25 protein-coding genes are annotated in these 24,875 nt (G+C 72.2%); 19 read left to right on the top strand and 6 right to left on the bottom strand.

From position 1 onward, the window contains the following. The first annotated feature begins 44 nt into the window (after window positions 1-44). Window positions 45-1,271, top strand: coding sequence for a DUF4032 domain-containing protein (locus ABZ857_RS37410; RefSeq protein ID WP_357053337.1), 1,227 nt, complete (start codon window positions 45-47; stop codon window positions 1,269-1,271). On the opposite strand, the gene ABZ857_RS37405 is transcribed toward ABZ857_RS37410, so the two are convergent. Further along, the gene (locus ABZ857_RS37405) at window positions 1,246-1,758 is read right to left on the bottom strand and encodes a DUF523 domain-containing protein (RefSeq protein ID WP_357053334.1); all 513 of its coding nucleotides are present in this window, start codon (window positions 1,756-1,758) and stop codon (window positions 1,246-1,248) included. The genes ABZ857_RS37410 and ABZ857_RS37405 overlap by 26 nt on opposite strands. Window positions 1,759-1,929: 171 nt before the next feature. Between ABZ857_RS37405 and ABZ857_RS37400 the strand changes: the two genes are divergently transcribed. From ABZ857_RS37400 to ABZ857_RS37385, 4 genes are read left to right on the top strand one after another with little or no spacing between them, the layout of a single operon-like run. Beyond that, window positions 1,930-2,301 (top strand): hypothetical protein, encoded by a 372-nt coding sequence (locus tag ABZ857_RS37400; protein WP_079316638.1) that lies wholly within the window; start codon window positions 1,930-1,932, stop codon window positions 2,299-2,301. A gap of 14 nt (window positions 2,302-2,315) precedes the next feature. Beyond that, window positions 2,316-3,131: a hypothetical protein gene (locus ABZ857_RS37395; RefSeq protein WP_357053331.1), complete on the top strand. Its 816-nt coding sequence runs from the start codon at window positions 2,316-2,318 to the stop codon at window positions 3,129-3,131. A gap of 38 nt (window positions 3,132-3,169) precedes the next feature. After that, the gene (locus ABZ857_RS37390; RefSeq protein ID WP_193201560.1) at window positions 3,170-3,538 is read left to right on the top strand and encodes a roadblock/LC7 domain-containing protein; all 369 of its coding nucleotides are present in this window, start codon (window positions 3,170-3,172) and stop codon (window positions 3,536-3,538) included. A 23-nt stretch (window positions 3,539-3,561) separates the two neighbouring features. Next, complete coding sequence (locus ABZ857_RS37385) at window positions 3,562-3,933, top strand: hypothetical protein (RefSeq protein ID WP_357053328.1); 372 nt, start codon at window positions 3,562-3,564, stop codon at window positions 3,931-3,933. A 9-nt stretch (window positions 3,934-3,942) separates the two neighbouring features. On the opposite strand, the gene ABZ857_RS37380 is transcribed toward ABZ857_RS37385, so the two are convergent. Further along, window positions 3,943-4,779, bottom strand: a complete 837-nt coding sequence (locus ABZ857_RS37380; RefSeq protein ID WP_357053325.1) for an alpha/beta hydrolase — start codon at window positions 4,777-4,779, stop codon at window positions 3,943-3,945. Between the two features lie 42 nt (window positions 4,780-4,821). On the opposite strand from ABZ857_RS37380, the gene ABZ857_RS37375 reads away from it, so the two are divergent. Further along, window positions 4,822-6,246 (top strand): MFS transporter, encoded by a 1,425-nt coding sequence (locus ABZ857_RS37375; protein WP_357053322.1) that lies wholly within the window; start codon window positions 4,822-4,824, stop codon window positions 6,244-6,246. Here ABZ857_RS37375 and modA read toward each other — a convergent pair. Further along, window positions 6,227-6,970 carry a molybdate ABC transporter substrate-binding protein gene (gene modA / locus ABZ857_RS37370; RefSeq protein WP_357053319.1) on the bottom strand — a complete coding sequence of 248 codons (744 nt, stop codon included), beginning with the start codon at window positions 6,968-6,970 and terminating at the stop codon, window positions 6,227-6,229. The genes ABZ857_RS37375 and modA overlap by 20 nt on opposite strands. 139 nt (window positions 6,971-7,109) lie before the next feature. Here modA and ABZ857_RS37365 point away from each other — a divergent pair, with 139 nt between their 5' ends. From ABZ857_RS37365 to ABZ857_RS37320, 10 genes are all read left to right on the top strand, one after another. Next, window positions 7,110-9,311: a hypothetical protein gene (locus ABZ857_RS37365; RefSeq protein ID WP_357053316.1), complete on the top strand. Its 2,202-nt coding sequence runs from the start codon at window positions 7,110-7,112 to the stop codon at window positions 9,309-9,311. Between the two features lie 123 nt (window positions 9,312-9,434). Then, window positions 9,435-10,550 carry a GntR family transcriptional regulator gene (locus ABZ857_RS37360; protein ID WP_357053313.1) on the top strand — a complete coding sequence of 372 codons (1,116 nt, stop codon included), beginning with the start codon at window positions 9,435-9,437 and terminating at the stop codon, window positions 10,548-10,550. Between the two features lie 51 nt (window positions 10,551-10,601). After that, window positions 10,602-11,909 (top strand): extracellular solute-binding protein, encoded by a 1,308-nt coding sequence (locus ABZ857_RS37355; protein WP_357053311.1) that lies wholly within the window; start codon window positions 10,602-10,604, stop codon window positions 11,907-11,909. Continuing rightward, on the top strand, window positions 11,906-12,838 hold the full coding sequence (locus ABZ857_RS37350) for a sugar ABC transporter permease (protein WP_357053308.1): 933 nt from the start codon (window positions 11,906-11,908) through the stop codon (window positions 12,836-12,838). Before ABZ857_RS37355 ends, ABZ857_RS37350 begins: the two co-directional genes overlap by 4 nt. Next, a complete protein-coding gene (locus ABZ857_RS37345; RefSeq protein WP_079316631.1) occupies window positions 12,831-13,643 on the top strand; it encodes a carbohydrate ABC transporter permease in 813 nt (270 codons plus the stop codon). The genes ABZ857_RS37350 and ABZ857_RS37345 overlap by 8 nt, the downstream gene beginning before the upstream one ends. A gap of 31 nt (window positions 13,644-13,674) precedes the next feature. Further along, window positions 13,675-14,697 (top strand): Gfo/Idh/MocA family oxidoreductase, encoded by a 1,023-nt coding sequence (locus ABZ857_RS37340; protein ID WP_357053305.1) that lies wholly within the window; start codon window positions 13,675-13,677, stop codon window positions 14,695-14,697. Next, a complete protein-coding gene (locus tag ABZ857_RS37335) occupies window positions 14,694-15,464 on the top strand; it encodes a sugar phosphate isomerase/epimerase family protein (RefSeq protein ID WP_357053302.1) in 771 nt (256 codons plus the stop codon). Before ABZ857_RS37340 ends, ABZ857_RS37335 begins: the two co-directional genes overlap by 4 nt. Beyond that, window positions 15,461-16,906 carry a beta-N-acetylhexosaminidase gene (locus ABZ857_RS37330; protein ID WP_357053299.1) on the top strand — a complete coding sequence of 482 codons (1,446 nt, stop codon included), beginning with the start codon at window positions 15,461-15,463 and terminating at the stop codon, window positions 16,904-16,906. Before ABZ857_RS37335 ends, ABZ857_RS37330 begins: the two co-directional genes overlap by 4 nt. Next, on the top strand, window positions 16,893-17,918 hold the full coding sequence (locus ABZ857_RS37325) for an NAD-dependent epimerase/dehydratase family protein (RefSeq protein ID WP_357053296.1): 1,026 nt from the start codon (window positions 16,893-16,895) through the stop codon (window positions 17,916-17,918). The genes ABZ857_RS37330 and ABZ857_RS37325 overlap by 14 nt, the downstream gene beginning before the upstream one ends. A gap of 1 nt (window position 17,919) precedes the next feature. After that, on the top strand, window positions 17,920-18,927 hold the full coding sequence (locus ABZ857_RS37320; RefSeq protein WP_357053293.1) for a dihydrodipicolinate synthase family protein: 1,008 nt from the start codon (window positions 17,920-17,922) through the stop codon (window positions 18,925-18,927). 69 nt (window positions 18,928-18,996) lie between these two features. On the opposite strand, the gene ABZ857_RS37315 is transcribed toward ABZ857_RS37320, so the two are convergent. Continuing rightward, entirely contained in the window at window positions 18,997-20,142 is a 1,146-nt protein-coding gene (locus ABZ857_RS37315; RefSeq protein WP_357053290.1) for an enolase C-terminal domain-like protein, read from the bottom strand. 269 nt (window positions 20,143-20,411) lie between these two features. On the opposite strand from ABZ857_RS37315, the gene ABZ857_RS37310 reads away from it, so the two are divergent. Further along, window positions 20,412-20,996, top strand: coding sequence for a DNA starvation/stationary phase protection protein (locus ABZ857_RS37310; protein ID WP_357053287.1), 585 nt, complete (start codon window positions 20,412-20,414; stop codon window positions 20,994-20,996). A gap of 177 nt (window positions 20,997-21,173) precedes the next feature. Here the strand turns inward: ABZ857_RS37310 and ABZ857_RS37305 are convergent, their stop codons facing one another. Next, the gene (locus tag ABZ857_RS37305; RefSeq protein WP_357053285.1) at window positions 21,174-22,322 is read right to left on the bottom strand and encodes a helix-turn-helix transcriptional regulator; all 1,149 of its coding nucleotides are present in this window, start codon (window positions 22,320-22,322) and stop codon (window positions 21,174-21,176) included. 47 nt (window positions 22,323-22,369) lie between these two features. Here ABZ857_RS37305 and ABZ857_RS37300 point away from each other — a divergent pair, with 47 nt between their 5' ends. Continuing rightward, window positions 22,370-23,461 carry a winged helix DNA-binding domain-containing protein gene (locus tag ABZ857_RS37300; protein WP_357053282.1) on the top strand — a complete coding sequence of 364 codons (1,092 nt, stop codon included), beginning with the start codon at window positions 22,370-22,372 and terminating at the stop codon, window positions 23,459-23,461. A 27-nt stretch (window positions 23,462-23,488) separates the two neighbouring features. After that, window positions 23,489-23,929 (top strand): SRPBCC family protein, encoded by a 441-nt coding sequence (locus ABZ857_RS37295; RefSeq protein ID WP_357053279.1) that lies wholly within the window; start codon window positions 23,489-23,491, stop codon window positions 23,927-23,929. Here the strand turns inward: ABZ857_RS37295 and ABZ857_RS37290 are convergent. Beyond that, window positions 23,918-24,571, bottom strand: coding sequence for a TenA family protein (locus ABZ857_RS37290; RefSeq protein WP_357053276.1), 654 nt, complete (start codon window positions 24,569-24,571; stop codon window positions 23,918-23,920). The two genes, ABZ857_RS37295 and ABZ857_RS37290, sit on opposite strands and share 12 nt — an antisense overlap. Between the last annotated feature and the right edge of the window lie 304 nt (window positions 24,572-24,875).

Raw genomic sequence — 24,875 nt, 5'->3', positions numbered from 1 at the left:
TATCCGCGACACTTGGGTGGAAGCCCCCAGATAAGGAGCGATTGGTGCCCCTGCAGATCACCGGCGCCCCGAGCGACCCCGACCTGATCCGCCTGCCATGGGACGTCCCCCTCGAAGAGTGGCCCGTCCACCACCTGGTGACGCTGCCCCGCGGCATCTCCCGCCACGTGGTGCGCTTCGCCCGGCTCAGCGGCCGGGTGTACGCGATCAAGGAGATCAGCACCCGGTACGCCAAGCGGGAGTATCAGCTGCTGTGGGACCTGGCGCGGCACGACGCCCCCGCCGTCGAGCCGGTCGCCGTCGTCACCGGCAGGACCGCCCCGGACGGCTCCGAACTCGACTCCGCCCTGATCACGCGGCACCTGCAGTTCTCGCTGCCGTACCGCGCCGTGCTGTCGGGCTCGGTGCGGCCCGACACGCTGATCCGCCTGCTCGACGCGCTCGCGGTCCTGCTCGTACGGCTCCACCTGACCGGCTTCTACTGGGGCGACTGCTCGCTGTCGAACACGCTGTTCCGGCGGGACGCCGGGGCGTTCGCGGCCTACCTGGTGGACGCCGAGACCGGGGAGCTCCACCCGGCGATCAGCGAGGGCCAGCGAGCCCACGACATCGAGGTGGCGCACGTCAACATCTACGGCGAGATGCTCGACCTGGAGGCGGGCGGGCTGCTCCACCCGACCATCGACCCGCTGGCCTTCGCCGAGCAGCTCGTCGAGCGCTACCACCGGCTGTGGGACGAGCTGACCGAGGACGAGATCATCGAGGAGGTCGACTGGCACCGCGTGGACCAGCGGGTGCGCCGCCTCAACTCGCTCGGCTTCGACGTCGCCGAGATGATGGTGCGCCGCAAGGCCGGCACCTCCCGCCTGATCGTCCGGCCGAAGGTCGTGGACGCCGGGCACCACCAGCGCCGCCTGCTGCGCCTGACCGGTCTCGACGTGGAGGAGAACCAGGCCAGGCGGCTGCTCAACGACCTCGACTCGTTCCGGGTGTCCAATGGCCTGCGGCACGAGGACGAGGCGATCGTGGCGCACCGCTGGCTGGCGGAGGTGTTCCAGCCGGTGGTGAACGCGATCCCGGCCGACCTGCGGCGCAAGCTGGAGCCGGCCCAGCTCTTCCACGAGGTGCTCGACCACCGCTGGTACATGTCGGAGGCCGCGGACAAGGACGTCGGCCTGGAGGCGGCGGTGCGGTCCTACGTGGACAACGTCCTGGTGCACAAGCCCGACGAGAAGGCCGTCATCGTCACCTCGGATCCCCTGTCTCCGTGACGAGATCCGCCAGGTAGGCCGCGGCCTCCGGGATCCGGTCCTCGCCGAAGACGCGTATGCCGTTCAGCTCCAGCAGCGCGGTCGTCACGCCCTGCCCGGGGGTGGTCCTGCCCCGGTGGCTGCCGTCGTAGATCCGCAGCGACCCGCACGACGGGCTGCCCTCCTTGAGGATCGCGACGCGTACGCCGAAGGACCGGGCGACGGCGAGGGCCTGCTGCGCCCCGGACAGGAACGCGGCGGTCACGTCGTCGCCCTCGGGCGTCAGGATCCGGGCCGCGCCCGCCAGGACGGCCGCGCCGCCCGCGCCGCCCTCGATCTCGGCGGGCGGCCGGGGGATGGGCAGCCCGCCCTCGACCTCCGGGCAGAACCGCACCAGCCGCCCCTCGGCGCGCCAGCGGGCGAGCAGGTCGTCGTCGCTGGTCTTGGCCCCTCCGTCGTACCTCACCCTGCTGCCGAGCAGGCAGGCGCTGACGAGAATCCGTTCCACGCCTCCATGATACGAGGAAATTTCACGAAAACTGGGATTACCATTCCGGGAAGAAGAATTCTTATTCTTCAGGACTAATCCGTTTATCCCGGCCGTTTCCGGCTCGGGCGACCCGTCCACCTGCTCCTCTAGTGTTGGCCGCGCTGTACCGGCGAGGCGAGGAGTTACGAGTTGATCGGGATAGAGGACTGCCTCACCGAGGCCATGTCGATCCCGGGCGCGCTCGGCGCCATTCTCGTGGACCACACCAGCGGCATGGCCGTCGCGGGAAAGGGGATCGCCGATCCCGGAAGGGCGGCCGCGGGGCTCAGCGAGGCCTACCGCGCCACGCTCGACGGGATCGCGATGGCCTCCCAGGAGACGGGTTTCCGGATCGAGGACGTGATCGTGACCACGGGCTCGGCCTACCACCTGGTGCGGCCCATGGAGATGATGTTCGACGGCCCGCTGCTGCTGTGCGTACGCCTGGACGTGGAGCGGTCGAACCTCGCCCTGGCACGGCGGCGGCTGCGCACGATCACGGACGAGCTGGTCGCCTCCTGATGGGAACCTGACCGGTGGCCGCCCCGACTCTCGACGCCGTGCTCACCGGCCTCGCCCAGGACGAGGCCACCGGCTCACTGCGGGTGGGCAAGGAAGGCACGGTCTACTACGTCCGCGGCCGGGTGTCGTACGTGGAGTGCGCGGCCACGCCCGGGGTGGAGGAGCTGCTCGGCGCGTCGGGGCGGATCAGCGCGAACGGGATGCGGCACGCGCGGCAGGAGACAGGTCCCGGCGGCGACGGCGGCGTCCTGCTCGTGGACAGAGGGGTGCTCAGCCGGGGCGAGCTGGAGTTCTGCCTGCTGTCCGCCACGCTCGACGCGGCGTTCTTCCTTCTGACATCGAGGACGGTGCGGACCAGGTTCAGGGAGGGCGACGCCCACTGGCTCGGGGTCCACTGGTTCTTCGACGTGCCGGGGCTGCTACGCGAGTGCGCCAGGCGCCGGGCCCGGCTGGAGCGGGCCTGGCCGTCGGCCGAGCTGGACACGCGGCCGGTGACGCCCCTGCGGCGGATCCCGGGCACGCACGCGCTGCTCACCCGGCTGCAGTGGGAGCTGCTGCTCGCCGCGGACTCCACCGCCACGCCGGTCGAGCTGGCCCGCCGTCTCGGGCGTCCGGCCTACTCCACGCTGCTGGCCGTACGGGAGCTCGCGGCGGCCGGCCTGGTGGTGACGGGCGAGACGGCGGCGCTGCCCAGGCGCACGCCCAAGCCGCCAACACCGCCGCCAACACCGCCGCCCGGGCGTGCCGGCTCGGGACTCCCCCGGGTCAACGGCGACGCGGCCGACGTGAACCTGCTGCTCAGACTGCGTGACGCGCTGGAGGCGCTGTAGTGATCGGGTGGCTCAAGCGGGCCGGAAGGGGTGTCTCTGTGGACCTGCGCCACGACATACACGAGGAACTGGTCGTCCTGCGCGAACGGGCGCCCGAGATCACCGGAGCGCTCACCTGCACGGTCGACGGCATGCTCGTGACGACGGACCTGGCCGCCGACACCGAGCAGACCGCGGCGCTCACGTCGGCGCTGCTGTCGCTGAGCCGGAAGATGACCGATCTCGCCAGGATCGGGCGGCTGGAGGAGACGCTGATCTCCGGCACCCAGGGGCACACCGCGTGCTACGCCGCGGGCCCCACGCTCGTCCTCACCGTTCTCGCGGGTCAGGGAGCCAACCTCGGCCTGCTCCGGATCGAGGGACGCAGGGCGGCGAACAAGATCGCCGCCATCGTCGAACGCGGATGACAACCCAGAACAGGAGAGCAGACATGGCGAACATGGACGTCTCGCTGAAGGAGATGCTGGCCATCGACGGCGCGGTCGGCGCGGCGGTGGCCGACTACGGGAGCGGGATGGCGCTGGGCACGCTCGGCGGCTCCAAGGAGCTCGACCTCCAGGTGGCCGCCGCGGCCAACACCGAGGTGGTCAAGGCCAAGCTCCGCGCGATCGACGCGCTCAAGCTCAACGACGCGATCGAGGACATCCTCATCACGCTGGGCACGCAGTATCACATCATCCGGCCGCTGACCGGCCGCGGCGGCAAGGGGTTGTTCCTCTACCTCGCCCTCGACCGCAACCGGGCCAACCTCGCGATGGCCCGGCACCAGCTCCGTGCGATCGAGGACAAGCTCGAGATCTGAACCGCCCTGTCAGTCCCGCTCGGTCAGCTCCGCGATCGCCTCCGCGATGACGGGCCAGAGCGGGCGGGGCAGGTCGTGGCCCATCCCCGGGAAGGTCAGCAGCTTCGCGCCGGGGATGGCGTCCGCGGTCGCGGTCCCGCCTTCGAGGGTGACCAGCGGGTCGTCCTCGCCGTGGATCACCAGCGCGGGCACCGAGAGCCCGCGCAGGCCCTCCGTACGGTCGCCGGAGATCCGGATCGCGGTGAACTGCCGGGCGGTGCCCGCAGGGTCGAACCCCCGGTCGTAGGCCTCCGCGGCCAGCCGGGTGACGCGCTCCACGTCCATCTCGTAGCCGGGAGAGCCGACCACGCGCGCGGTCGCGACGGCGCGGGCGATCGCCTCGTCGCGGTCCCGCGCGGGGGGCGCCATCAGCACGGTCATGGCCGCCTCGGTCGCCCTCCCCACGCGGGGCCCGGGCGTGGACATGATCGAGGTCAGCGTACGGACCCGGGTGGGGTGGCGGATGGCGAGGGCCTGGGCGATCATGCCGCCCATCGACGCGCCCACCACGTGGGCGCTCTCCCAGCCCAGCACGTCCATCAGGCCGGCCGTGTCGTCGGCCATGTCGTCCAGCGTGTACGACGGGGCGGGCGCGGAGTCGTCCGCCGGGGTGAAGTGGGTGGACAGGCCCACGTCGCGGTTGTCGAACCGGACGACCCGGTGGCCTGACTCCACCAGCAGCCCGATCAGCTCCTCGGGCCAGCTGATCATCTGCGCCCCGAGCCCCATGATGAGGACGACCGGACGTCCCCCGGGCTCGCCGAAAACCTCGTAACAGATCTCGATGCCGTTCGCCGTCGCACGCATGCGAGCAGAATTTCATTCGGTTTGCCCTGCCGCAAGCGTCCCATGACCGGATCTGTACGGTTGTGTGGTGTGGTGTCGCAAATGACCCGCCGACGGCGGATACTCGTCCTTCTCATCTGCTGCATGAGCCTGCTGATCGTGTCCCTCGACAACACGATCGTCAACGTCGCTCTGCCGTCGCTCGGGCACGACCTGCACGCGCCGGTCTCCGGCCTCCAGTGGACGGTGGACGCCTACACGCTGACGCTCGCGAGCCTGCTGATGCTGGCGGGCTCCACGGCCGACCGGGTGGGCCGTCGCCGCACGTTCCAGACCGGTCTGGTGATCTTCACGGCCGGGTCGCTGTTGTGTAGCCTCGCCCCGAGCCTGGGCTGGCTGGTGGCCGCCCGGATCGTCCAGGCCGTCGGCGGGTCGATGCTCAACCCGGTGGCCATGTCGATCATCACGAACACGTTCACCGACCGCAGGGAGCGGGCCCAGGCGATCGGCGTGTGGGGCGGCGTGGTCGGCGTCAGCATGGCACTCGGACCGGTCGTCGGCGGCCTGCTCACCGACACGGTGAGCTGGCGGGCCATCTTCTGGATCAACGTGCCCATCGGCCTGCTCGCGCTGTTCCTGACCTGGCGCTTCGTCCCGGAGTCGAAGGCGCCCTCGGCGCGGAGGATCGACCCGGTCGGGCAGGTGCTGGTCATCGTCCTGCTCGGCACGCTCACGTACGGGATCATCGAGGGCCGGGCCGCGGGCCCCGCCGTGAGCGCCGTCTGCTTCGTCGTCGCGGCGGCGGCCCTGGCGGCGCTGGTCGTCTTCGAACTGCGCAGGCCCGAACCACTCATCGACATGCGGTTCTTCCGCAGCGCGCCGTTCTCGGGCGCGGCCGTCATGGCGGTGTCGGGCTTCGCCGGGCTGGGGGCGTTCCTGTTCCTCAACACGCTCTACCTGCAGAGCCATCGCGGGCTTTCCGCCCTCGCCGCGGGGCTGTGCACGCTGCCGGTCGCGGCGACCACGACGATCGTGGGGCCGCTGTCGGGACGGCTCGTCGGCACCCGCGGCCCGCGCGTGCCGCTGATCGTCGCGGGCGTGTGCCTGGCCGCCGCCGGAGCGCTGCTGTCCCAGGTGACGCTCACCACACCGCTCCCCCTGCTGCTCGGGATCTACCTGGTCTTCGGGATCGGGTTCGGCATGCTCAACCCCCCGATCACCAACACCGCGGTCTCCGGGATGCCGCTCGCGCAGGCGGGGGTGGCCGCCGCGGTCGCCTCGACCAGCAGGCAGGTGGGCCAGTCCCTCGGCGTGGCCATCGCGGGGTCCATGGCCTCCAGCGCTGCGGCCTACCGCGTCAACGCCCTGTACGGGCTGATCGTGCTGGTGGTCGCCCTCCTGACGACCGGCCGCTGGGCCAGGGCCACGGCCGAGCGTACGGCGGCCAGGCTCGCGGAAGGCCCGCAGGTCACCCTGTCACGGGGGTGAAGCCGGCGCTCGCGAGGACCGTGCGGCCCTGGTCGGACAGGACGAGGTCGACGAACTCCCGGGTCAGGGCGAGGCGCCCGGTCCCGGGGACGGTCGCGATGAGATAGTCCTCGGCCGCCCCGGCCGCCTCGGGGAAGTCCACGCCCTCCACGGCTCCCGCCGCCGCCCTGACGTCCGTACGGTAGACCAGCGCCGCGTCCGCCTCGCCGAGCCGGACCCTGGTCAGCGCCGCCTTGGCGTCCCCCTCCTGAGCGACGGGCCTGACGGTCACACCGGCGGCGGCGAGCGCGGCGCGGGCGGCCGCCCCGCACTGCGCCGACGCGGCGCACAGGGCCACCCTGACGCCGGAGGCGGCCAGGTCCTTCAGACCCGCGACATGGGCCGGGTTGCCCTTCGGCACGGCGATCTGGAGCCGGTCGCGGGCGAAGACCCGCGGGCCCGGCACCCCCGACCGGCGGATGGCCGCCGTGGCCGCGGCGAACAGATCGGCCTGCGCTCCCCGTACGATCCGCTGCGCCAGGGCGGAGCCGCCGCCGAAGTCGAACCGGACGGCGATGCCGGGGTGGGCGGCCTCGAACGTCCTGCCGAGCGAGCCGAACGTCCCGGTGAGCGCGGTGTCGGCGAACACGGTGAGCGTCTGCCTCCCGCCGCCCCCGCAACCGGTCGCCGCGAGCAGCACCAGCGCGAGCGCCGGCGACACGGCCCGAAGGCGTACGCGATTCACGGCTCCACAGTAGCGACTGGGAGGCAATTCATTCCATTTTTATCGCTCTATATCGGAGCTATGGTTTCGCCATCTCACGGATTCCGCTGTGCGGATATTTCGTAATCCGGCATTAATTCATTCCTATGGAGGTGCTTCCATGCCCGCAGGCCTTCTGAGGACCGCCGGGGCGCTCGTGCTCGCCCTGGCGGCCATGCCGGCGGTTCCGGCCGCCGCGGCGGACCCGCCGTCGGTGGTGATCGACTCCTCCGAGGCCGCTCCCGGCGTCATCCGGCTCACCGGGCGCTTCACCGGCGCGTACGACGTGAACGTGGTGGTGAACGGTGAGCGGATCGAGCGTGCCAGGGTGAGCGACCCGGACGCGGACGACACCGGGACGTGGTCCTACGACCTGGACACCAGCGGAATGGACGGCGAGGTCGAGGTCTACGCCAAGGCCACGGCCGCCGAGACGCGGTACGGGACGTGGTCGGAGCCGCTGACGCTGCGGGTGGACAACCCGCGGGCCCGGGCGCCGGAGGTGTCGATCGCCGAGCCCGCCGACGGAGCGCGGCTCACCCGTCCCTCGCTCGTGCGAGTGAACGTCGCCGGCGCGGACGTCCGCACGGTGCGGATCCGGGTCAACGGCGGCCCGTGGCAGCGCGCCGCCGGAGCCCGCGGGCGGTACGTCGCGCCGGTGAACCCCGCGAAGTACGGCGACGTGATGGCGAGCCTGGAGGCCGAGGCGGTCGACGCGCGCGGCCACGTGTCCAGGTCGGCCGGCACGTACGTGGCGTTCGGGGCGGCGAAGAAGGAGCGCCCGGTGGCGCACCGGCAGGACCGGGCGATGTGGATCTGGGAGAAGGCCTCCTACAACCTGGTGCTCAACCCCGGGTCGCGCCGCCTGCTGGAGACCGTGCTCGCGCCCGGCTGGACGATGTACCTGGGCGTGGACACGTACGCGGGGCGCGACATGATCGAGGACGCGCGCCCGGAGCTGCGCGACCTCGTGGCCTGGGCGCACCGCCGGGGGATGAAGGTGCACGCGACGGTGGCCGCCGGGACCCGCCCGCCCTACCTCGGAGCGCTCGCCCGGCATCGCGACCGCGCCGTCCGCGAGATGGAGCGGGTGCTCGACTACAACCTCTCGTCGGCGCCGGCCGAGCGCTTCGACGGGATCAACGTGGACATCGAGCCGTACAGCCTGCCGTGGTTCAACAGCGACAAGCCGGACGTGCAGATCCAGTGGCTGGACACGCTGCGAGCGATGATCGCGCGCCGGGACGCGTCCGGGCAGCCGCTGCTGTTCGGCCCGGCGATCCCCCGCTGGCTGGACACCTCCGCCTGCTGCACCGACATCTCGTACGGCGGGAAGACCGCGACGATGGCCGAGCACATCCAGGACATGGCGGACTACGTCTCGATCATGGACTACCGCGACCAGGCGGACGGCGGCGCCGGCATCATCGCGCAGGCGGCCGGGGAGATCGCCTACGCCGAACGGATCGGCAGGCCGCTCTCCGTGGTGGTCGGGGTGGAGACGCTCGACATCGCGACGAGCGGCGACCCGTCCAGCATCACCTTCCGCGAGGAGGGCAGGGACGCGCTGGAGGCCGAGCTGGCGAAGGTCTACCAGGCGTTCTCCGGCAGTCCGGCCTTCGCCGGGGTGGCGCTGCACCACTACGACTCCTATCGGGAGCTGCCCACGATCTGGGGCCCGTCGGCGCGGTGGCCCGAGCCGCCCGCCGACTCGGGCCCGCCGACCGGGGTCGGCTCGCCGCCTGAGGCGGTCGCGTTCGACCACGCCACCGTCGACCTGACCTACGGCAGGGCCCACGACGACACCGAGGTCGACCACTACGAGGTGCACAGGTCGGCCGAGCCGGGCTTCACCCCCGGGCCGGGCACGCTCGCCGGCCGGGCCCGCGGCCTGACCTACACCGACACCGGACTGCTGCCCGGCACCGGGTACACGTACAGGATCGTGCCGGTGGACGTCGCCGGGCACCGCGGACCCGCGTCCGCCCCGGTCTCGGTGACGACCGGGACCACGGACCTGCGTCCGATGGTGGTGGACTCGATGGCCGTCACGGTGGAGGGCGGTGTCGCACGGGTGCGGCTGCGGGTCGTCGACAAGGAGAGCGGGGAGCCGGTGGCCGCGACCGTGCGCGGCCGGTTCACCTTCTCGGCCGGGCGCTACGTGACGGTGAAGGCGGGCGCGGACGGCTGGGCCACCGCGACGTCCGAGGCGTTGAAGCAGCCGACGGGCGAGGTCGGGTTCGCCGGTCACCGCCTGACCGCTCCCGGCCGCTACTGGGCCGGGGCGTACGACAAGGACAGGAACGTCACCGCCCGCTGGTGACCTATGGCATTACGGCATTACGGCATGAATTCATGCCATCTAATGCCCAAAAAAGGGCATAACTTTAGGTTGACATTGCCCGGATTTGACGAGAAGAATCCCGTTATGGAGCCACCTGACGGAATGAATTCCCTCCCAAGGGGACGCCGATTCCGCACTCTCGCCGCGCGCCTGCGGCAGGAGATCGTGCAGGGCCGCTGGCCGGTCGGCGGCAGGCTGCCGACCGAGGCCGAGCTGGCGAAGACCTACTCGGTCGGGGTCAACACCGTGCGCCGCGCCGTCGACCTGCTGGTCGAGGAAGGACTCGTCCGGCGGCGGCAGGGATCGGGCACCTTCGTGACCGCCGCCACCACCACCGGTGCCAGGCCACGGCTCATCGGCGCGCTCGTCCCGTCGAACACCTACTACTTCCCCCAGATCGTCCAGGGCATCGAGCGGGCGGCCACCGCCGCCGGAGTCCAGCTCGTGCTCGCGTGCTCCGACTACGACCCCGGCGTCGAGCTCGCGCAGATCCGGCAGCTCGTCGACGTCGGCGTCGCGGGCCTGCTGCTGGTGCCCAACCTGCACCTCACCGCCGACCCCGCCGCGCACCTGGCCCGCCTGCGCGAGCTGCCCGTGCCGTACGTGCTGGTGGAGCGCAGGCCGCCGGACCCCCGGCCGGCCGACCCGACCTCCTACGTCTGCACCGACGTGCACGGCGGCGGCTACGCCGCGGTCCTGCACCTCAACGGGCTCGGGCGGAGCCGGATCGGCTACCTCGGCCGGATCGGCACCGCCACCTCCGAGCAGGTGTTCGCGGGATACCGCCAGGCCGTGGCCGACCTCGGGCTGCCGGAGATCCCGGACGCCGTGGCCAGGCAGCCCGTCTGGACCGGCCCGGACATGCTCGCGTACGCCAACGCCTGTGTGACGGAGAAGATCCGCGCGGTGGTGTGCCTCGGCGACCGCGAGGCGACCGCGCTGCTGCCCTACCTGCGCCGGGTCGGCCTGACCGTCCCCGACGACATCGCCGTCGTCGCCTACGACGACGAGGTCGCCGACCTGTCCGAGGTGCCGCTCACCGCGGTGTCGCCGCCCAAGGCCGAGGTGGGCCGCATGGCGACCGAACTGCTGCTCCGCCGGATCGAGCTCGGCCCCGCCGCCCCCGTCTGCCGTGTCGTGCTGCAGCCCCGCCTGGCCGTACGGGCCTCCTGCGGCGCCGCCTCCGGCAGCCTCGTCGAGGTCCGCGTCCCCCGCTGACGCCGGCCGTCATCATCCTCACCCCCTTCCCCCTTCCTCCTGGAGGACCCAATGAGACTGCGCATGCTCGCCGCCGCCGCGGCGGCCGTGCTCACCGTGGCCGCCACGGCGTCGTGTGGCGGCGGCTCGGCCGACGACTCGGGAGTCGTCACTCTGAAGCTCGGCTTCTACGCCGCAGCCGGAGACCCGGCCGACACGACCATGCGGGAGCTCGTCAAGGAGTTCACGGCCGCCAACCCGTCGATCAAGGTGCAGCTGGAGGTCGCACCGTACGTCAAGTTCTTCGAGAAGCTGCGGACCGAGATCGCCGGCGGCCAGGCGCCGCAGGTGTGGCTGTCCGACGGCGTGCTCGTGCAGGAGTTCGCCGCGCGCGGCGCCCTCGCCGACCTGACCGACCGGGTCAAGACCGTCAACGCCGCCGACTACTCCGGAATCGAGCTGAACCGGGACACCAAGGGCCGGATCTACGGCTTCCCGCAGGGCGCCCAGACGCCGGTGCTGTTCTACAACAAGAAGCTGTTCGCCGAGGCCGGAGTCGACACGCCGACCCCCGACTGGACCTACGACGACCTGGCCGCCGCCGCCAGGAAGCTCACCAAGGACACCAACAACGACGGCAAGCCCGACACGTACGGCTTCCGCGCCTATTCGCCGGGCTTCACCGAGAGCTGGTGGCCGATCATCAAGGCGTTCGGCGGCGACATCGTCACCGACGGCAACCGCAAGGTGGTCGTCGACAGCCCGCAGTCGAAGGCCGCGCTCGACTGGATGCTCGGCGCGATGGGCACGGACGGGGGCAAGGACGGTTTCGCCCCCGACTACGCGACCACCGAGGGCCTCGGCAAGGGCGTCGTCCACACGCTGTTCGCCACCGGCCGGGTCGCGATGTCGTACGGGATCTACGCCCGCACCCTGCCCGCGGCGAGCGCGGGCGTCGACTTCGGCGTGGCCCCGATGCCGAAGGGCCCGGCCGGCCGCGGCAACGTCGCCATCGTCAACTCGTGGGTGGTCGGCAAGGCGGCCTCACCGGCGCAGGCCGACGCGGCGTGGAAGTGGATCACCTTCTTCTCGGGCGAGGGCCCGCAGCGCAAATGGGCCGAGTTGGGCGAGGCGATCCCGATCAACAAGAAGGTCGCCGCGACGGCCCTGCCCGCCGACCGCCGCCAGGCGTTCCTCGACTCGCTCGACGCGGCCACCGACCTCGGCGTCAACGCCGTGTGGTCGGAGTACACCGAGGCCCTGTCCAAGCGGATCAGCGAGGCGCTGTCGGGCGCCTCGCCCGTCGACACCGCGCTCGCGACCGGCCAGAAGGAGGCCCAGGAGGTCATCGACCGCTTCTACGCGGGGCAGACGCAGTGACGGTGCTCACGAGGAAGGCCGGGAAGGTGGCCGCCGACCCGCGGCCATCGTCCGGCAGACGGCACGCGGGCGAGCGTGCCTGGGCGTTCGCCTTCGCCTCGCCCTACCTGCTCCACCTGGTCGCGCTGGCCGCCTGGCCCCTGCTGGCCTCGCTGTTCTTCAGCATGACCGACTACGACCTGGTCTCCCCGCCGAAGTTCGTCGGGTTCGGCAACTTCACCCGGCTGTTCGGCGACGAGGTCTTCTGGCGGACCCTCGGCAACACGGCGTACTTCGCCGTGCTGTTCGTGCCGACCCAGACGGCCCTGGCCCTGGGCCTGGCGATCGCGCTCAACCAGCGGCTGCGCGGCATGGCCCTGTTCCGCGCGGCCTACTTCGTCCCGGTCGTCTCGTCGTGGGTGGTCGTCGCGTACGTCGCCGACGCCGTCTTCAACCCGCAGACCGGCCTCGCCAACCAGGTGCTCGGCTTCCTCGGGCTGCCGTCGGAGAACTGGCTGCAGGACCCGGCGCTGGTCATCCCCACGCTCGCGGCGGTCGCGGTGTGGAAGGGCGTCGGCTACATGATGGTGCTCTTCCTCGCGGGCCTCCAGGCCATCCCCGAGGAGCGCTACGAGGCGGCGAAGATCGACGGCGCGTCCGCCTGGAACCGGTTCCGCTACATCACCCTGCCGGGCATCTCCGGCACCACCTTCCTGGTGCTGGTGCTCACCTCGATCGAGACGCTGCAGTCGTTCGAGCAGGTCTTCGTGATGACGGACGGCGGTCCCCACGGGGCGAGCGAGCTGACCGTGCTCCACCTCTACCGGCAGGGCTTCCAGTTCTTCCAGATGGGCTACGCCTCGGCCATCGCGTGGGTGCTGTTCGTGCTGGTGCTCGCGCTGACCCTGGTGCAGTTCCGGCTCCAGCGCAGGTGGGTGCACTATGCGTAAGACCATCTCCTACGTCCTGGTCACGGCGGGCGCGCTGGTCATGCTGGTGCCGTTCGTGGCCGCGCTCAGCAACTCGCTCAAGAGCTTCGCGCAGTACATCCAGGTGCCGCCGAGCTGGATCCCCGACCCGGTCCACTGGGACAACTACGCGGAGGTGTGGCGGCGCACGCCGTTCGGGCTCTACCTGACCAACAGCCTCGTGATCGCGGCCCTCGCCGTGGCCGGCAACGTGCTCACCAGCGCCATGGTCGGGCACGCCCTCGCCAGGATGCGCCTGCCCGGCAGGGACGCGCTGCTCACCATGGCCCTCGGCACCATGATGCTGCCGACCGTCATCACGATCGTCCCGAACTTCCTGCTCTTCCGCTCGCTGGGCTGGCTGGACACCCTGCTGCCGCTCATCGCGCCGTACTGGCTGGCCACGCCGATCGGGATCTTCCTGATGCGGCAGACCTTCCTCGGCATCCCGAAGGACTTCGAGGAGGCCGCGAGCCTCGACGGCGCCAACCCCTGGCAGGTGTTCTGGCGGATCCACCTCCCGCTGGCCAAGCCCGCCCTGGCCACGCTCGCGGTCTTCACGTTCACCACGTCGTGGAAGGCCGTGCTCGAACCCACGATCTATCTCACCTCACCCGAGCACTACACGCTGCCCGTCGGCGTGCTGAGCCTCAAGGGCCAGTTCGTCGGGAACGACCAGCTCGTCACGGCCGCGGCGATGATGAGCCTGCTGCCGATGCTGGTGGTGTTCGTCCTGGCCCAGCGCTATTTCGTCCGCGGAACCATGTCCGCGGGACTCAAGGGCTGAAAGCGCCCCCATCCGAACCGGAAAGGAAATCGTGACAACAACATCCGGGCTGCGCCTGCCTACGCTGCGCCTGGGCGTCATCGGCGCGGGCACCATCGCGGAGTTCCACGTGGCCGCCGCCCGCCGCACCGGCGGGCAGGCGCAGGTCGTCGCGGTGTGCGACGTGCGCGAGGAGGCGGCGGAGAAGCTGGCCGCGGAGGCCGGGGCCCGCGCCTTCACCGATCACCGGGCGATGATCGACGCGGGCGGCCTCGACGCGGTCGTGATCACCGTCCCGCACGCCCTGCACGCCCCGATCACCCTGGACGCGGCCGCGGCCGGGCTGCACGTCCTGCTCGAGAAGCCGATCGCCACCACGCGCGAGGACTCGATCCGCATGATCGAGGCCTGCCGCGCGGCGGGCGTCGTGTTCGCGGTCGGGCACGTGCTGCGGTTCGTCCCGACGCTGCGCGCCGCGGCCTCCTACCTCGCCTCGGGTGAGCTGGGCCGCGTCGTGGTGGCCTCGGAGCGGCGGACCGCCGACTACGCGGACCCGGCGCGACCCCGCTGGTTCCTCGACGCCGGCATGGCCGGAGGCGGCATCGTGCTCAACGTCGGCACCCACAGCATCGACAAGCTCCAGATGCTCGTCGGCTCGCCGATCGTCGAGGTCACCGGCCACACCGCCGCACCCGCGGGCGGATCGGTCGAGACCGAGGCGGTCGCCCTGGCGCGGCACGCCGACGGCACCCGCTCGACCATCTCCGTCACCGGCACCGGCCTGCCGTTCACCGACGAGGCCGAGGTCGTGTGCGGCGAGGGCGCGATACGGATCAGCCGGGGCGAGGGCGTCTGGTCCTTCCGCAGAGGGGTCGCCACCCAGGTGGCCGCGCCCGAGCCCGGCGAGATGGCCACGGCGTTCGCGGCGCAGCTCGCCGACTTCGCGCGGGCCTGCGCGGAGAACGGCTCACCCGAGGTCACGCCCGAGTACGCGCTGTCCGTCCTGGACGTCGCCCTCGCCGTCTACGAGTCATCCCGTCAGGGGTCCTCCATCACTGTGAAGGGACAGTCGTGAACCCTCTCGCGTTCAGCACGCTCGGCATGCCCGGCGCCCCTGTCGGCGACGTCATCGCCACGGCCTCCCGGTACGGCTGCAGGGGTGTGGAGCTGCGCTGCGCCGACGGCGAGATCATCTCGCCCGACACGCCCACCGGCGAGCTGCGCGAGGTCGCCCGCGCGTTCGCCGCCGCCGGGGTCGAGATCGTCGCCGTCTGCTCCTACACCCGGGTGGCACGGCCGGACGGCGACCCGGTGGCCGAGGTGCTGCGTCACGTGGAGATCGCCGAAGCGCTCGGCTCGCCGTTCGTGCGGGTCTTCGGCGGCGTCGAAGGGCAGGCCGGCCCGGCCGCCGCCGCGATTCGGAGGCTCGCGGAGGTCGCGGACCGGCTGCCGGACAACGGCGTCGACGTGCTGCTGGAGACCCATGACGTCTTCCTCACCGGCGAGGCGATCGCCGCGGTCCTGGCCGGGGTCGGCTCACCGCGCGTCGGCGCGCTGTGGGACGTGGTCAACCCGTGGCGGGCGGGCGAGGCGGCCCCGGCCACCGCGGACGCGCTGGCGCCCTACCTGAGGCACGTGCAGATCAAGGACGCGGCGTCGCCCGCCGACCTGGCGCCGGTGCTGCCGGGCAAGGGCGCGGTGGGCGTGCCCGGCGTGCTCGCCGAGCTGGACCGCATCGGATACTCCGGCTATCTCGCGCTCGAATGGGAACGCGTGTGGTATCCCGACGCGCCGCCCGTCGGCGAGGCGCTCGCGGCGTTCCGCGAGGTGCTCGGGCGGTGATTCCCCAGGTCACCTCGCTCATTCCGGGAGAGGGCCGGTTCCCGCTCGACCGGGGCGCCCGGGTGCGCGGCCCGCACGCGGACGCGGCGCGGGAGCTGCTCGGCCTCCCCGAGGGCGGCGACGCCCCCGGGGAGATCGTCCTCGACCTCGTGGACGACCCGTCGCTGGGGGACGAGGGTTACACGCTCACCGTCACATCGGAAACGGCCAGGATCGCCGCGGCCGGAGCCGCCGGGCTGGGCTGGGGCGTCCAGACGCTGCGCCAGCTCGGCGCGCCCGGCGCGGTGCCGTGCGTGACCGTCCGCGACGTGCCCAGGTACGCCTGGCGCGGCGTCATGATCGACGTGGCGCGCTGGTGGCGCCCGGTCTCCTTCCTGCGCGCGTACGTGGACCTGCTGGCGCTGCACAAGTTCAACGTGCTGCACCTGCACCTCACCGACGACCAGGGGTGGCGGTTCGAGGTGCGCGCGCACCCGCCGCTCACCGAGGTCGGCGCCCACCGCGCGGAGTCCCCGGCGGGCCACGCCCGGGAGGGCAGGTTCGACGGGACCCCGCACGGCGGCTTCTACACCCAGCGGGAGCTGCGCGACCTGGTGGACTACGCGGCGGCCCGGGGCGTGACCGTGGTCCCCGAGATCGAGTTCCCCGGGCACTCCCAGGCCGCGATCGCCGCCTGCCCCTGGCTCGGCCACCCGTCCGCCGAGCCCGTGCGGGTCCGCACCTCGTGGGGCATCTCCTCGCACGTGCTCAACGTGAGCGACCGCGCCGCCGGGTTCGCCCGCGACGTGCTCGACGAGCTGTGCGACGTGTTCCCGTCCCGGTTCGTCCACATCGGGGGTGACGAGGTCCGTACGGAGGAGTGGGCGGCCAGCCCCGAGGCGGCCCGGCGGGTGGCGGACGCCGGACTCCCCGGCCCGGAGGCCCTGCACGGCTGGTGGGGGCGGCTCCTCGCCGGGCACCTGCGCGGGCTCGGCCGCCGCGCCGTGGCCTGGGACGACATGCTCGACCACGACCCGCCCGAGGACATGGCGATCATGGCGTGGCGGGGCGTGGACCGGATCGAGGCCGCCCTGCGGGCAGGGCACGACGTGGTGGCGGCGCCGCACACGCACACCTATCTCGACTACGCCGAGTCGGACGCCCCCGGCGAGCCGGTCAGCATCGCCGGGCCGCTCCCGCTGGAGACCGTCTACGGGTTCGACGCCGGGGAAGGCGTCCTCGGCGTGCAGGCCCAGCTCTGGGGCGAGTACCTCCCCACGCGGGAACGCTTCGACTACAACGCCTTCCCCCGGCTCTGCGCCGTCGCCGAGGCCGCCTGGACCTCCGGCCGGGACCTCGGCGACTTCTCCCGGCGGCTCACCGCCCACCTGCCGCTCCTCGACCGGCTGGGCGTGGGCTACCGCCGGCCACACCATCAAGGAGCGCGACATGTTCACCTCTGAGCGGGAGCTCGAAGACCGGCTGGCCACCCCCTCGGCCGCGCTGGTCGCCGACGCCGGCCGGCTGGACGGCGACCTCGTCGTCCTCGGCGCCGGCGGCAAGATGGGGCCGAGCCTGGTCCGGCTGGCCCGGCGCGCGCTGGACGCCGCGGGACGCGGCTCCGCCCGCGTGTACGCGGTCTCGCGCTGGTCCGACGACGCCGCGGCGCGGGCGCTGGCGGACGAGGGCGTCGACGTGGTGCGCCACGACCTGATGGGCGGCGACGACCTCGCCGGGCTCCCCGACGCGGCGAACGTCGTCTTCATGGTCGGCGCCAAGTTCGGCACGTCGGCCGCGCCGTACCAGGCGTGGGCGGTCAACGCGGCGCTGCCCGCGGCGGTCGCCCGGCGCTACCGTGACTCGGCGATCGCGGCCTTCTCCACCGGCAACGTGTATCCGCTGGCGGACCTCGCCTCCGGCGGCTGCGCGGAGGAGGACCAGCCGGGTCCCGTCGGGGAGTACGCGATGAGCTGCCTCGGCAGGGAACGCGTCTTCGAGCACGCCGCCGCCGCGTACGGCACCCGGGTCGCGATCCTGCGCCTCAACTACGCGGTGGACCTGCGCTACGGCGTGATCGCCGACATCGCCGCGGCGGTGGCGGCGGGTGAACCGGTCGACGTCACGACCGGGCACGTCAACGTGGTGTGGCAGGGGTACGCGAACGAGGTCGCGCTGCGATCGCTGTCGCACGCCCGCGCTCCGGAGGCGTTCACGCTCAACCTGACCGGCCCGGAGACGGCGTCGGTGCGGCGGATCGCCACCCGGCTCGGCGCCGCTCTCGGCGTCGAGGCGACCTTCACCGGCGAGGAGAGCGGCACGGCGCTGCTGAGCGACGCCTCCCGCTGCCACGGCCTGTTCGGCTATCCGGACGTGCCGCTGGACACGCTGATCGCATGGCAGGCCGGCTGGCTGTCGCGGGGGCTGCCGCTGTCCGGGAAGCCGACCAAGTTCGCCGTTCGCGACGGGAGGTTCTGAGATGTCGCTCGACCTGCTCACGGCGGGGACGGTCATCCCCGCGCACCCGCTCGCGCTGACCGCCGGGCGCACGCTGGACGAGTGCCGCCAGCGGGCGCTCACCCGCTACTACCTCGCCTCCGGGGCGGGCGGGGTGGCCGTCGCCGTGCACACGACCCAGTTCGAGATCCGCGAGGCGGGGCTGCTCCGGCCGGTGCTGGAGATCTCCGCCGAGGTGGTGGCGAAGGAGGCCGACCGGCCGTTCGTCCTGGTCGCCGGGGCGTGCGGCGACACGGCGCAGGCCGTCGCCGAGGCGGAGCTGGCGGCCTCGCTGGGCTACCACGCCGTGCTGCTGTCGCCGAAGGTGCCGGGCGCGGGCGAGCCGGAACTGCTGGAGCGGGCCAGGGCCGTCGGCGAGGTGCTGCCCGTCATCGGCTTCTACCTCCAGGAGGCGGTGGGCGGCCACCGGCTGAGCCCGTCCTTCTGGCGCTCGCTCAGCGAGCAGGAGTCCCTGGTTGCGATCAAGATGGCGCCCTTCGACCGCTACCGTACGGTCGACGTGGTCCGGGCCGTCGCCGCGTCCGGACGGGGTGACGACATCGCGCTCTACACCGGCAACGACGACAACATCCTGGGCGACCTGCTCACGCCGGTCGCGGGCCGCCGCGTCGTCGGCGGGCTGCTCGGCCAGTGGGCGGTGTGGACCCGCGCGGCCGTGCTCATGTTCGAGGAGGTACGGCGCGCGTGGGCCGGGGACGACGAGGTCCTGCGCTCCCTGCTGAGTCGCGCCGCCGACCTCACCGACGCCAACGGCGCCGTCTTCGACGTGGCGGGCGGCTTCCACGGCTGCATCGCCGGGGTCCACGAGGTGCTGCGCGGGCAGGGCCTCCTGGCCGGCACGTGGTGCCTCGACCCCGGCGAGGGTCTGTCCCCGGGGCAGGCCGAGGAGATCGCCCGGGTGCGCGCCGCCTATCCCTGGCTGGTGGACGACGACTTCGTCGCGGCCAACCTGGACGACTGGCTGCACTGAGCCGGGCGCCCGGACAGACTGCCCGGGGCGGGAGGTCGTCCCGCCCCAGGCCACCGGCCGGAGCCGCCGTCAGACGCTCCAGTGCGCCGAGGCGAGGGCGCGCACCGCGTCCTCGTCCACCTCGACGCCGAGGCCCGGCCCCGCAGGCACTGCGGCGGTGCCGTCGGCCACCTCCACCGTGCTCCCCCCGACGTACGCCGAGCGTACGAACTGCCGTCCGTTCAGATCCACGGGGGTGTCGACGCCGAACGCCGCGAACAGGTGCAGCGAGGCGGCGAACCCGAGATCGGTGTCGGTCAGCCCCGAGCCCATGATGCGCAGCCCCGCGTCCTCGGCGAGCTGGCACAGCCGCCGTGAGAGCGTCAGCCCGCCCGAACGCTGGACCTTGGCGATGGCGATGTCCACCGCGTCGAGCTTCACGAACGTGGCCAGGTCTGAGGGGTGGCGCAGGCTCTCGTCCAGCGCCACCGGCAGCGGGCTGTGGTCGCGCAGCCTGCGCAGCCCGGTGACGTCGTTGGCGGGCAGCGGCTGCTCGAACGCCGACACGTCGAACTCCGCGAGCCGGCGCGCCATCCGCAGCGCCGCGTCCACGGTGTAGGCCTGGTTGGCGTCCACCCAGATGGGCGCGTCGGGCGCCGCCTCCCTGACCGCCGCCACGACCGCGACGTCCGTCGCCTCGTCGTGCAGGCCCACCTTCACCTTGTACGCGTGGTAGCCCTCGGCCCGCCCCTCCTCGACCGCCTTGCGCACCTCGCCGGGGGTCTGCCCGGCCACGATCCAGCCGAGCCGGATCCGGTCGAGTCGGCGCTGGCCCCACAGCACGCCGACGGGGACGCCGAGAGCCCGGCCGAGCAGGTCGTGCAGGGCGATGTCGAGCGCGGACTTGGCGATGGGGGAACCGATCGTGAGGCCCCGGTTGATCACCTTCTCGTAGGCCGCGCAGGCGCCGTCGAGATCCCACGCCGGCCGTCCGATCAACACCGGAGCGAGGTAACGGTGAATGGTCGTCGATATCGACTCCACGGTCTCGTACGTCCAGGAGGGCGTCGGCGTCGCCTCACCCCAGCCGGTCACGCCACCGGCCGTCACCTTGACGAGAACACGTTCCGCGGGCTTTCCCGCCGTGGTGACGGTCCCTCCGGAAATGCTGAACGACCTGATGGAGGGCAGTTCGACGACGAACGTCTCCACCCGCTCGACGACCAGCGACTCCATGATTCTCCCATCAAATAAATTCATTCCTAATTCCTTGTCGTAATATCCCGAACCTAGCATGTCGGAAATATTTGACCAATCAATGGAATGAATTCCTGCGCCACGCCTTTCCGATCACGGCGACGCGCCGCGGGCGACGGAGATCACCACCGGCGGATCATGGCCCGCCGGAGACATCCGAGGACAAAAGCCCCAGGAGGGTGTTTAGAGGTCATGACTGGCGAAAGACTACCTATTGGACATAAACCGATCGAGTGAGGAGAGACGTCTTGGCTGTCAACCCTTCCTCCAGAATCCGTGAGAGCAGCCAGCCCTGGCTCCACCAGCGGGGGACCGAGATACAGGCGTTCGGGACCGTGCGGGACTTCCCGGTCGGGCTGCCGAGGGAGACGCGGGAGTACTCCTGCCAGCGGCTCAACCAGATCCTGGCCGACACGCAGATCCTCTACAGCCTGTACAAGAAGCACCACTGGCTCATGCGGGGGCCGACCTTCTACCAGCTGCACCTGCTTCTCGACAAGCATGCGAGCGAGCAGCTGCCGATCATCGACGCGGTCGCAGAACGCATCCAGACCCTCGGCGGCGTCGCCGTCGGCGATCCGCGCCAGGTGGCGGAGATGACCGTGATACCGCGGCCTCCGGACGGCGTGGAGGAGGTGCCCGCCATGCTCTCCCGGCTCCTGGAGGCGCACGAGGCCATCCTGGTCGCCGCGCACGACGCCGCCTCCCGGGCGGACGAGATGGGCGACGACGGCACCAACGACCTGCTCGTCTCCGAGGTCATCCGTACGGGCGAGCTGCAGGCGTGGTTCCTCGCCGAGCATCTCGTGGACACGCCGCTCGTCCGCGCCTGACCTGTGCCGGACCTGTGCCTGACCCACGCGTCCCGCCCGGGCGTCACCCGGTGACGCCCGGGCGGCGGCCGTACGCAACCGGCTCCCGGTCCGCACCAGCCCATCGAGCCCGGCGCCACCTCGTGGTATCACCCGCATCCCCACGGCACCCACACGGCACCCACGCGGGTCACCGACTCAGACGAAGGCGTGCCTGCGCGCCTCCGGAGCGGGCGGCAGGTGGACGCGGCCCAGCTCGCGCAGGGCCCGGGCGGCCCCGGCGCGGCGCGCCAGCGCGAGCGCCTGCCGGGCGAGGTCGGCCGACCGTTCCCGCTCATGCGCGTCCGCGTAGGCGTGCGCCATGCGGGCCAGCGCGTACGCCGCGAGGTACGCGGGCGCGGGCGCGGCCGGCGCCGGCTCGCGTTCCAGGATCTCGACGGCCCCGCCGGGCCGGCCGAGGTCGACCAGGCAGCCCGCGCAGAGCTCCGCCCGCGTCTCGCCCGACTCCTCCTCCAGGCACTCCTCAAGGCAGCGGTGGCACAGCTCCACCTCACCCGCCAGCGCGTGCGCCCGGGCCTCGTGCCGCCGGGACAGTGTCTCGACCTCCGCCGGGACGCCCGCACGCTCGCGGGCGGCCACGGCCGCCTCGACGATCTCGCCAGGCTCGGCGGCGTCGACCAGCTCGGCCCGCTGGACCAGCGCGAAGACCTCGGTGAGGGTGTCGCCGGTCTCGCGCGCCTCCCGGATCGCCCGGTCCGACCAGGCCCGCGCGCCGGGCGCGTCGCCCGCCTCGTGCTCCATCCCGCTGATCAACTCCGCGTCGCGGGTGGCGAGCGCGAGCAGCGGCCCCCGCGCGGACGGCCGGGCGTCGCGGCGGAACGCCTCGATGCCCGCGAAGACGGGCCGCAGCACCGCCGCGAGATCGGCCGGCCGCGCGTGCGGCACGGCGGAGGCGTCGAGCACCCGCTCGAAGTAGCCGACCGTGCCCGCGTCGGCGCGCCAGGGACGCTCGATGGCCCGGCCGACCCTCTCCTCCTCTTCTTCGGGGAACAGGCCCGGCATCAGCGGAATGCCGGTCAGGTGGTGCCACAGGGTGGTGCCCGACTGCGGCCCGACGAACAGGTCAGCCTCGTCCACGCCGAACACACGGCACAGCAGCTCCGCGTGGCCGGGGTCCGGCCGCCGCTCCCCCGCCTCCCACGCGCGCACCGCGTTCGCGGGCAGACTGGGCTCGGCCTCCCCTGCGGCTTCGATCAGCCGTTCTCCCAGGTCGCGGCGGCTCCACAACCGGCCGCGGCGCAGCGCCCGCAGCCGTGCGGCCCACAGCGGGACGTCAATGCTGATCATCAGCGGCACCCCCCGGTTCTGTCGGTGCCGGGCGTTATGTTTGCGGCGTGCTGACCCGACGCGAACTCAACCGCGCCCTGCTCGACCGCCAGATGCTGCTGCGCCGCCACGACGCGAAGGCCCTGGCCGCGGTCGAGCATCTGGTCGGCATGCAGTCGCAGGCTCCTCTCTCAGCCTACGTCGGCCTGTGGACCCGCCTGCTGGACTTCCGGCACGAGGACCTGGCCGAGTTGCTCACCGACCGCGCGGCCGTACGGATCGCGCTGATGCGCGGCACCATCCACCTCGTCAGCGCCGACGACTGCCTCGCCCTGCGCCCGGTCATGCAGCCGCTCCTCGACCGGTTGCTGCGCATCTCATACGGCAGGCTGCTGGACGGGGTGGATCTCCGCGAGGTGGCGAGCGCCGCCCGCGCCCTGATGGAGGAGCGGCCGCTGAGCTTCGCGGAGCTGGAGGAGCTGCTCGGTGAGCGGTGGCCGGGCCGCGACGTGCTGGCCAAGGCCGTGCGCGCGGTCGTGCCGCTGGTGCAGGTGCCGCCGCGCGGCGTGTGGGGCGCCTCGGGCCAGGCGCGGCACGTCCCCGCCGAGCCGTGGCTGGGCCGCCCGCTCGGCGACGGCTCGGCCGCCGGCGACATGGTGCTGCGTTACCTGCGCGCCTTCGGGCCGGCGTCGGTGAAGGACATGCAGACCTGGTCGGGGCTGACCGGGCTGCGCTCGGTGGTGAAGGGCCTCGACCTGGTCACCTACCGCGACGAGAACGGTGTGGAGCTGTTCGACCTGCCCGGGGCGCCGCTGCCCGGCCCGGACGCCGACGCGCCGGTGCGGTTCCTGCCCGAGTTCGACAACCTGCTGCTCTCGCACGCCGACCGGACGCGGGTGATGGCCGAGGAGCACCGGCCGCGGGTCTTCACGATCAACGGGATCATCCGCGCGACGATCCTGGTCGACGGTTTCGTCGCGGGGTTGTGGCGAATCGAGCGGGGGCAGACCGAGCGGGCCAGGGAGAAGGCGGTCCTGGAGATCGAGCCGTTCGCGCCGCTCGACGCCGCCACCCGCGACGCGCTGGCTGCCGAGGGCGAGTGCCTGCTGGAGTTCGCGGCCGGCGACGCGTCCGCGCGCGACATCCGCTTCCTGGGGTAGGACGCTCACCTGGGTAGGACGTACGGGGTGGAGACCCTCTCGGTGGCGGTGGACGCGCAGGCGAGCCCGGAGCGGGTCTTCGCCGTGCTGACCGACTGGCCCCGGCAGCACGAGTGGATGCTGCTGACGCGGGCGTGGGTGGTCGCCGGTGACGGCCGCAGCAGGGGCAGCAGGCTGGCGGCGGCCACCGGGATCGGCCCGCTGTCGTTCATGGACACAATGGACGTCACCGGCTGGCGTCCGCCACATGAGGTGGAGGTCCGCCACACCGGCCGTGTCGTGCGCGGCACCGGGCGGTTCCACGTGCTGCCCCGTCCCGGCGGCGGGAGCAGGATCATCTGGGAGGAGAACCTCCACGTGCCCTTCGGCCCGGTGGGGCGGATCGGCTGGCGGGTCGCCGGGCCGGTGAGCGTGGTCTTCCTGCGGCTGTCCCTGCGCCGCCTCGCCGCCCTCGCCCTACGTGCCTAGGGCCATGTCGAAGAAGCGGCGCTCCAGGGTGGTCGCCCGGCGGAAGACGTCGAGCACCCGGGCCCGGCCGTGCTCGTCGAGGCCGGGACCGAGACGGTCGAGCTCACGGCGCAGGAAGCCCACCCACGCCTCGAACTCCGGCCCGCTGTGCAGCTCGATCCACTCCCGGTGGACGAAATTCTCGGGCAGGCCGGCCCACGACGAAGCCCAGCCGAGATAGGTCCACTCGGCCACGCACAGCACGGCAAGGATCAGCGGATAGTCCTGGCTGCGGCGCACCTCGTCCATCAGGGCCCGGAACTCGATCGTCACCGGCTCCAGCGTGGGCGGGGTCAGCTCACCGCCGAGCTCGGCGAGCGCGCGGTGGAAGTAGCCGCGCTCGGTGTCGGCGACGGTCTGCCCGAGGAAGCGGCCCACGGCCACTCGCGACTCGAAGGTGTCGGCCGCGGCGACCGCGGCGCCGAGCAGCGCCGTGAAGGCGTCCACGAACTGGAAGTCCTGCTCCAGGTAACGGCGCATGTCGGCGGTGCCGCGACAGATCGCCGCGGCGAAGGGGTGCGTGACCACCGCCGTCCAGTCCGGCTCGCTCGCCGACCGCAACCACGCGCTGAACGGCGTGCTCGCCCCCGGTTCCTCGCTCATCCGCCAATCCTTCCCCGCGATCCGGCGTGAACGTTTCACGATGATCTCAGACGACCGCCGTCCGCCTCCACCTGCCCAACCGGGGCGAGCGACTGGGCGAGCGGAAACTCGCGCGGGCGAATCCGTTGACCGGCGCTTAACAGATCCGTAATTTGATGCGTGTTGTTCCTCCTCATGAATGTCGTTCGCATTCATGAACACCCCCCTTTGTGGGACCAGGAGTCGCCCCCTCGGTCAGGGGTCCTGCACGACTTGCAAGGAGCTCGGCTTTGAGAACCAGAACCAGAACCGGAGTCGGGGTGAT

The sequence above is a fragment of the Microbispora sp. NPDC046933 genome, from assembly GCF_040644635.1.
Taxonomy (GTDB): Bacteria; Actinomycetota; Actinomycetes; order Streptosporangiales; family Streptosporangiaceae; genus Microbispora.
This window is presented reverse-complemented; position numbering and strand designations above follow the sequence as displayed.

Bases quoted from the DNA above. Each gene is read 5' to 3' on its own strand.
- ABZ857_RS37385 (WP_357053328.1), top strand. From the start codon at position 3,562: ATGGCGAACATGGACGTCTCGCTGAAGGAGATGCTGGCCATCGACGGC.
- ABZ857_RS37380 (WP_357053325.1), bottom strand. From the start codon at position 4,779: ATGCGTGCGACGGCGAACGGCATCGAGATCTGTTACGAGGTTTTCGGC.
- ABZ857_RS37375 (WP_357053322.1), top strand. From the start codon at position 4,822: ATGACCGGATCTGTACGGTTGTGTGGTGTGGTGTCGCAAATGACCCGC.
- ABZ857_RS37365 (WP_357053316.1), top strand. From the start codon at position 7,110: ATGCCCGCAGGCCTTCTGAGGACCGCCGGGGCGCTCGTGCTCGCCCTG.
- ABZ857_RS37360 (WP_357053313.1), top strand. From the start codon at position 9,435: ATGAATTCCCTCCCAAGGGGACGCCGATTCCGCACTCTCGCCGCGCGC.
- ABZ857_RS37355 (WP_357053311.1), top strand. From the start codon at position 10,602: ATGAGACTGCGCATGCTCGCCGCCGCCGCGGCGGCCGTGCTCACCGTG.
- ABZ857_RS37345 (WP_079316631.1), top strand. From the start codon at position 12,831: ATGCGTAAGACCATCTCCTACGTCCTGGTCACGGCGGGCGCGCTGGTC.
- ABZ857_RS37325 (WP_357053296.1), top strand. From the start codon at position 16,893: ATGTTCACCTCTGAGCGGGAGCTCGAAGACCGGCTGGCCACCCCCTCG.
- ABZ857_RS37320 (WP_357053293.1), top strand. From the start codon at position 17,920: ATGTCGCTCGACCTGCTCACGGCGGGGACGGTCATCCCCGCGCACCCG.
- ABZ857_RS37315 (WP_357053290.1), bottom strand. From the start codon at position 20,142: ATGGAGTCGCTGGTCGTCGAGCGGGTGGAGACGTTCGTCGTCGAACTG.
- ABZ857_RS37305 (WP_357053285.1), bottom strand. From the start codon at position 22,322: ATGATCAGCATTGACGTCCCGCTGTGGGCCGCACGGCTGCGGGCGCTG.
- ABZ857_RS37290 (WP_357053276.1), bottom strand. From the start codon at position 24,571: ATGAGCGAGGAACCGGGGGCGAGCACGCCGTTCAGCGCGTGGTTGCGG.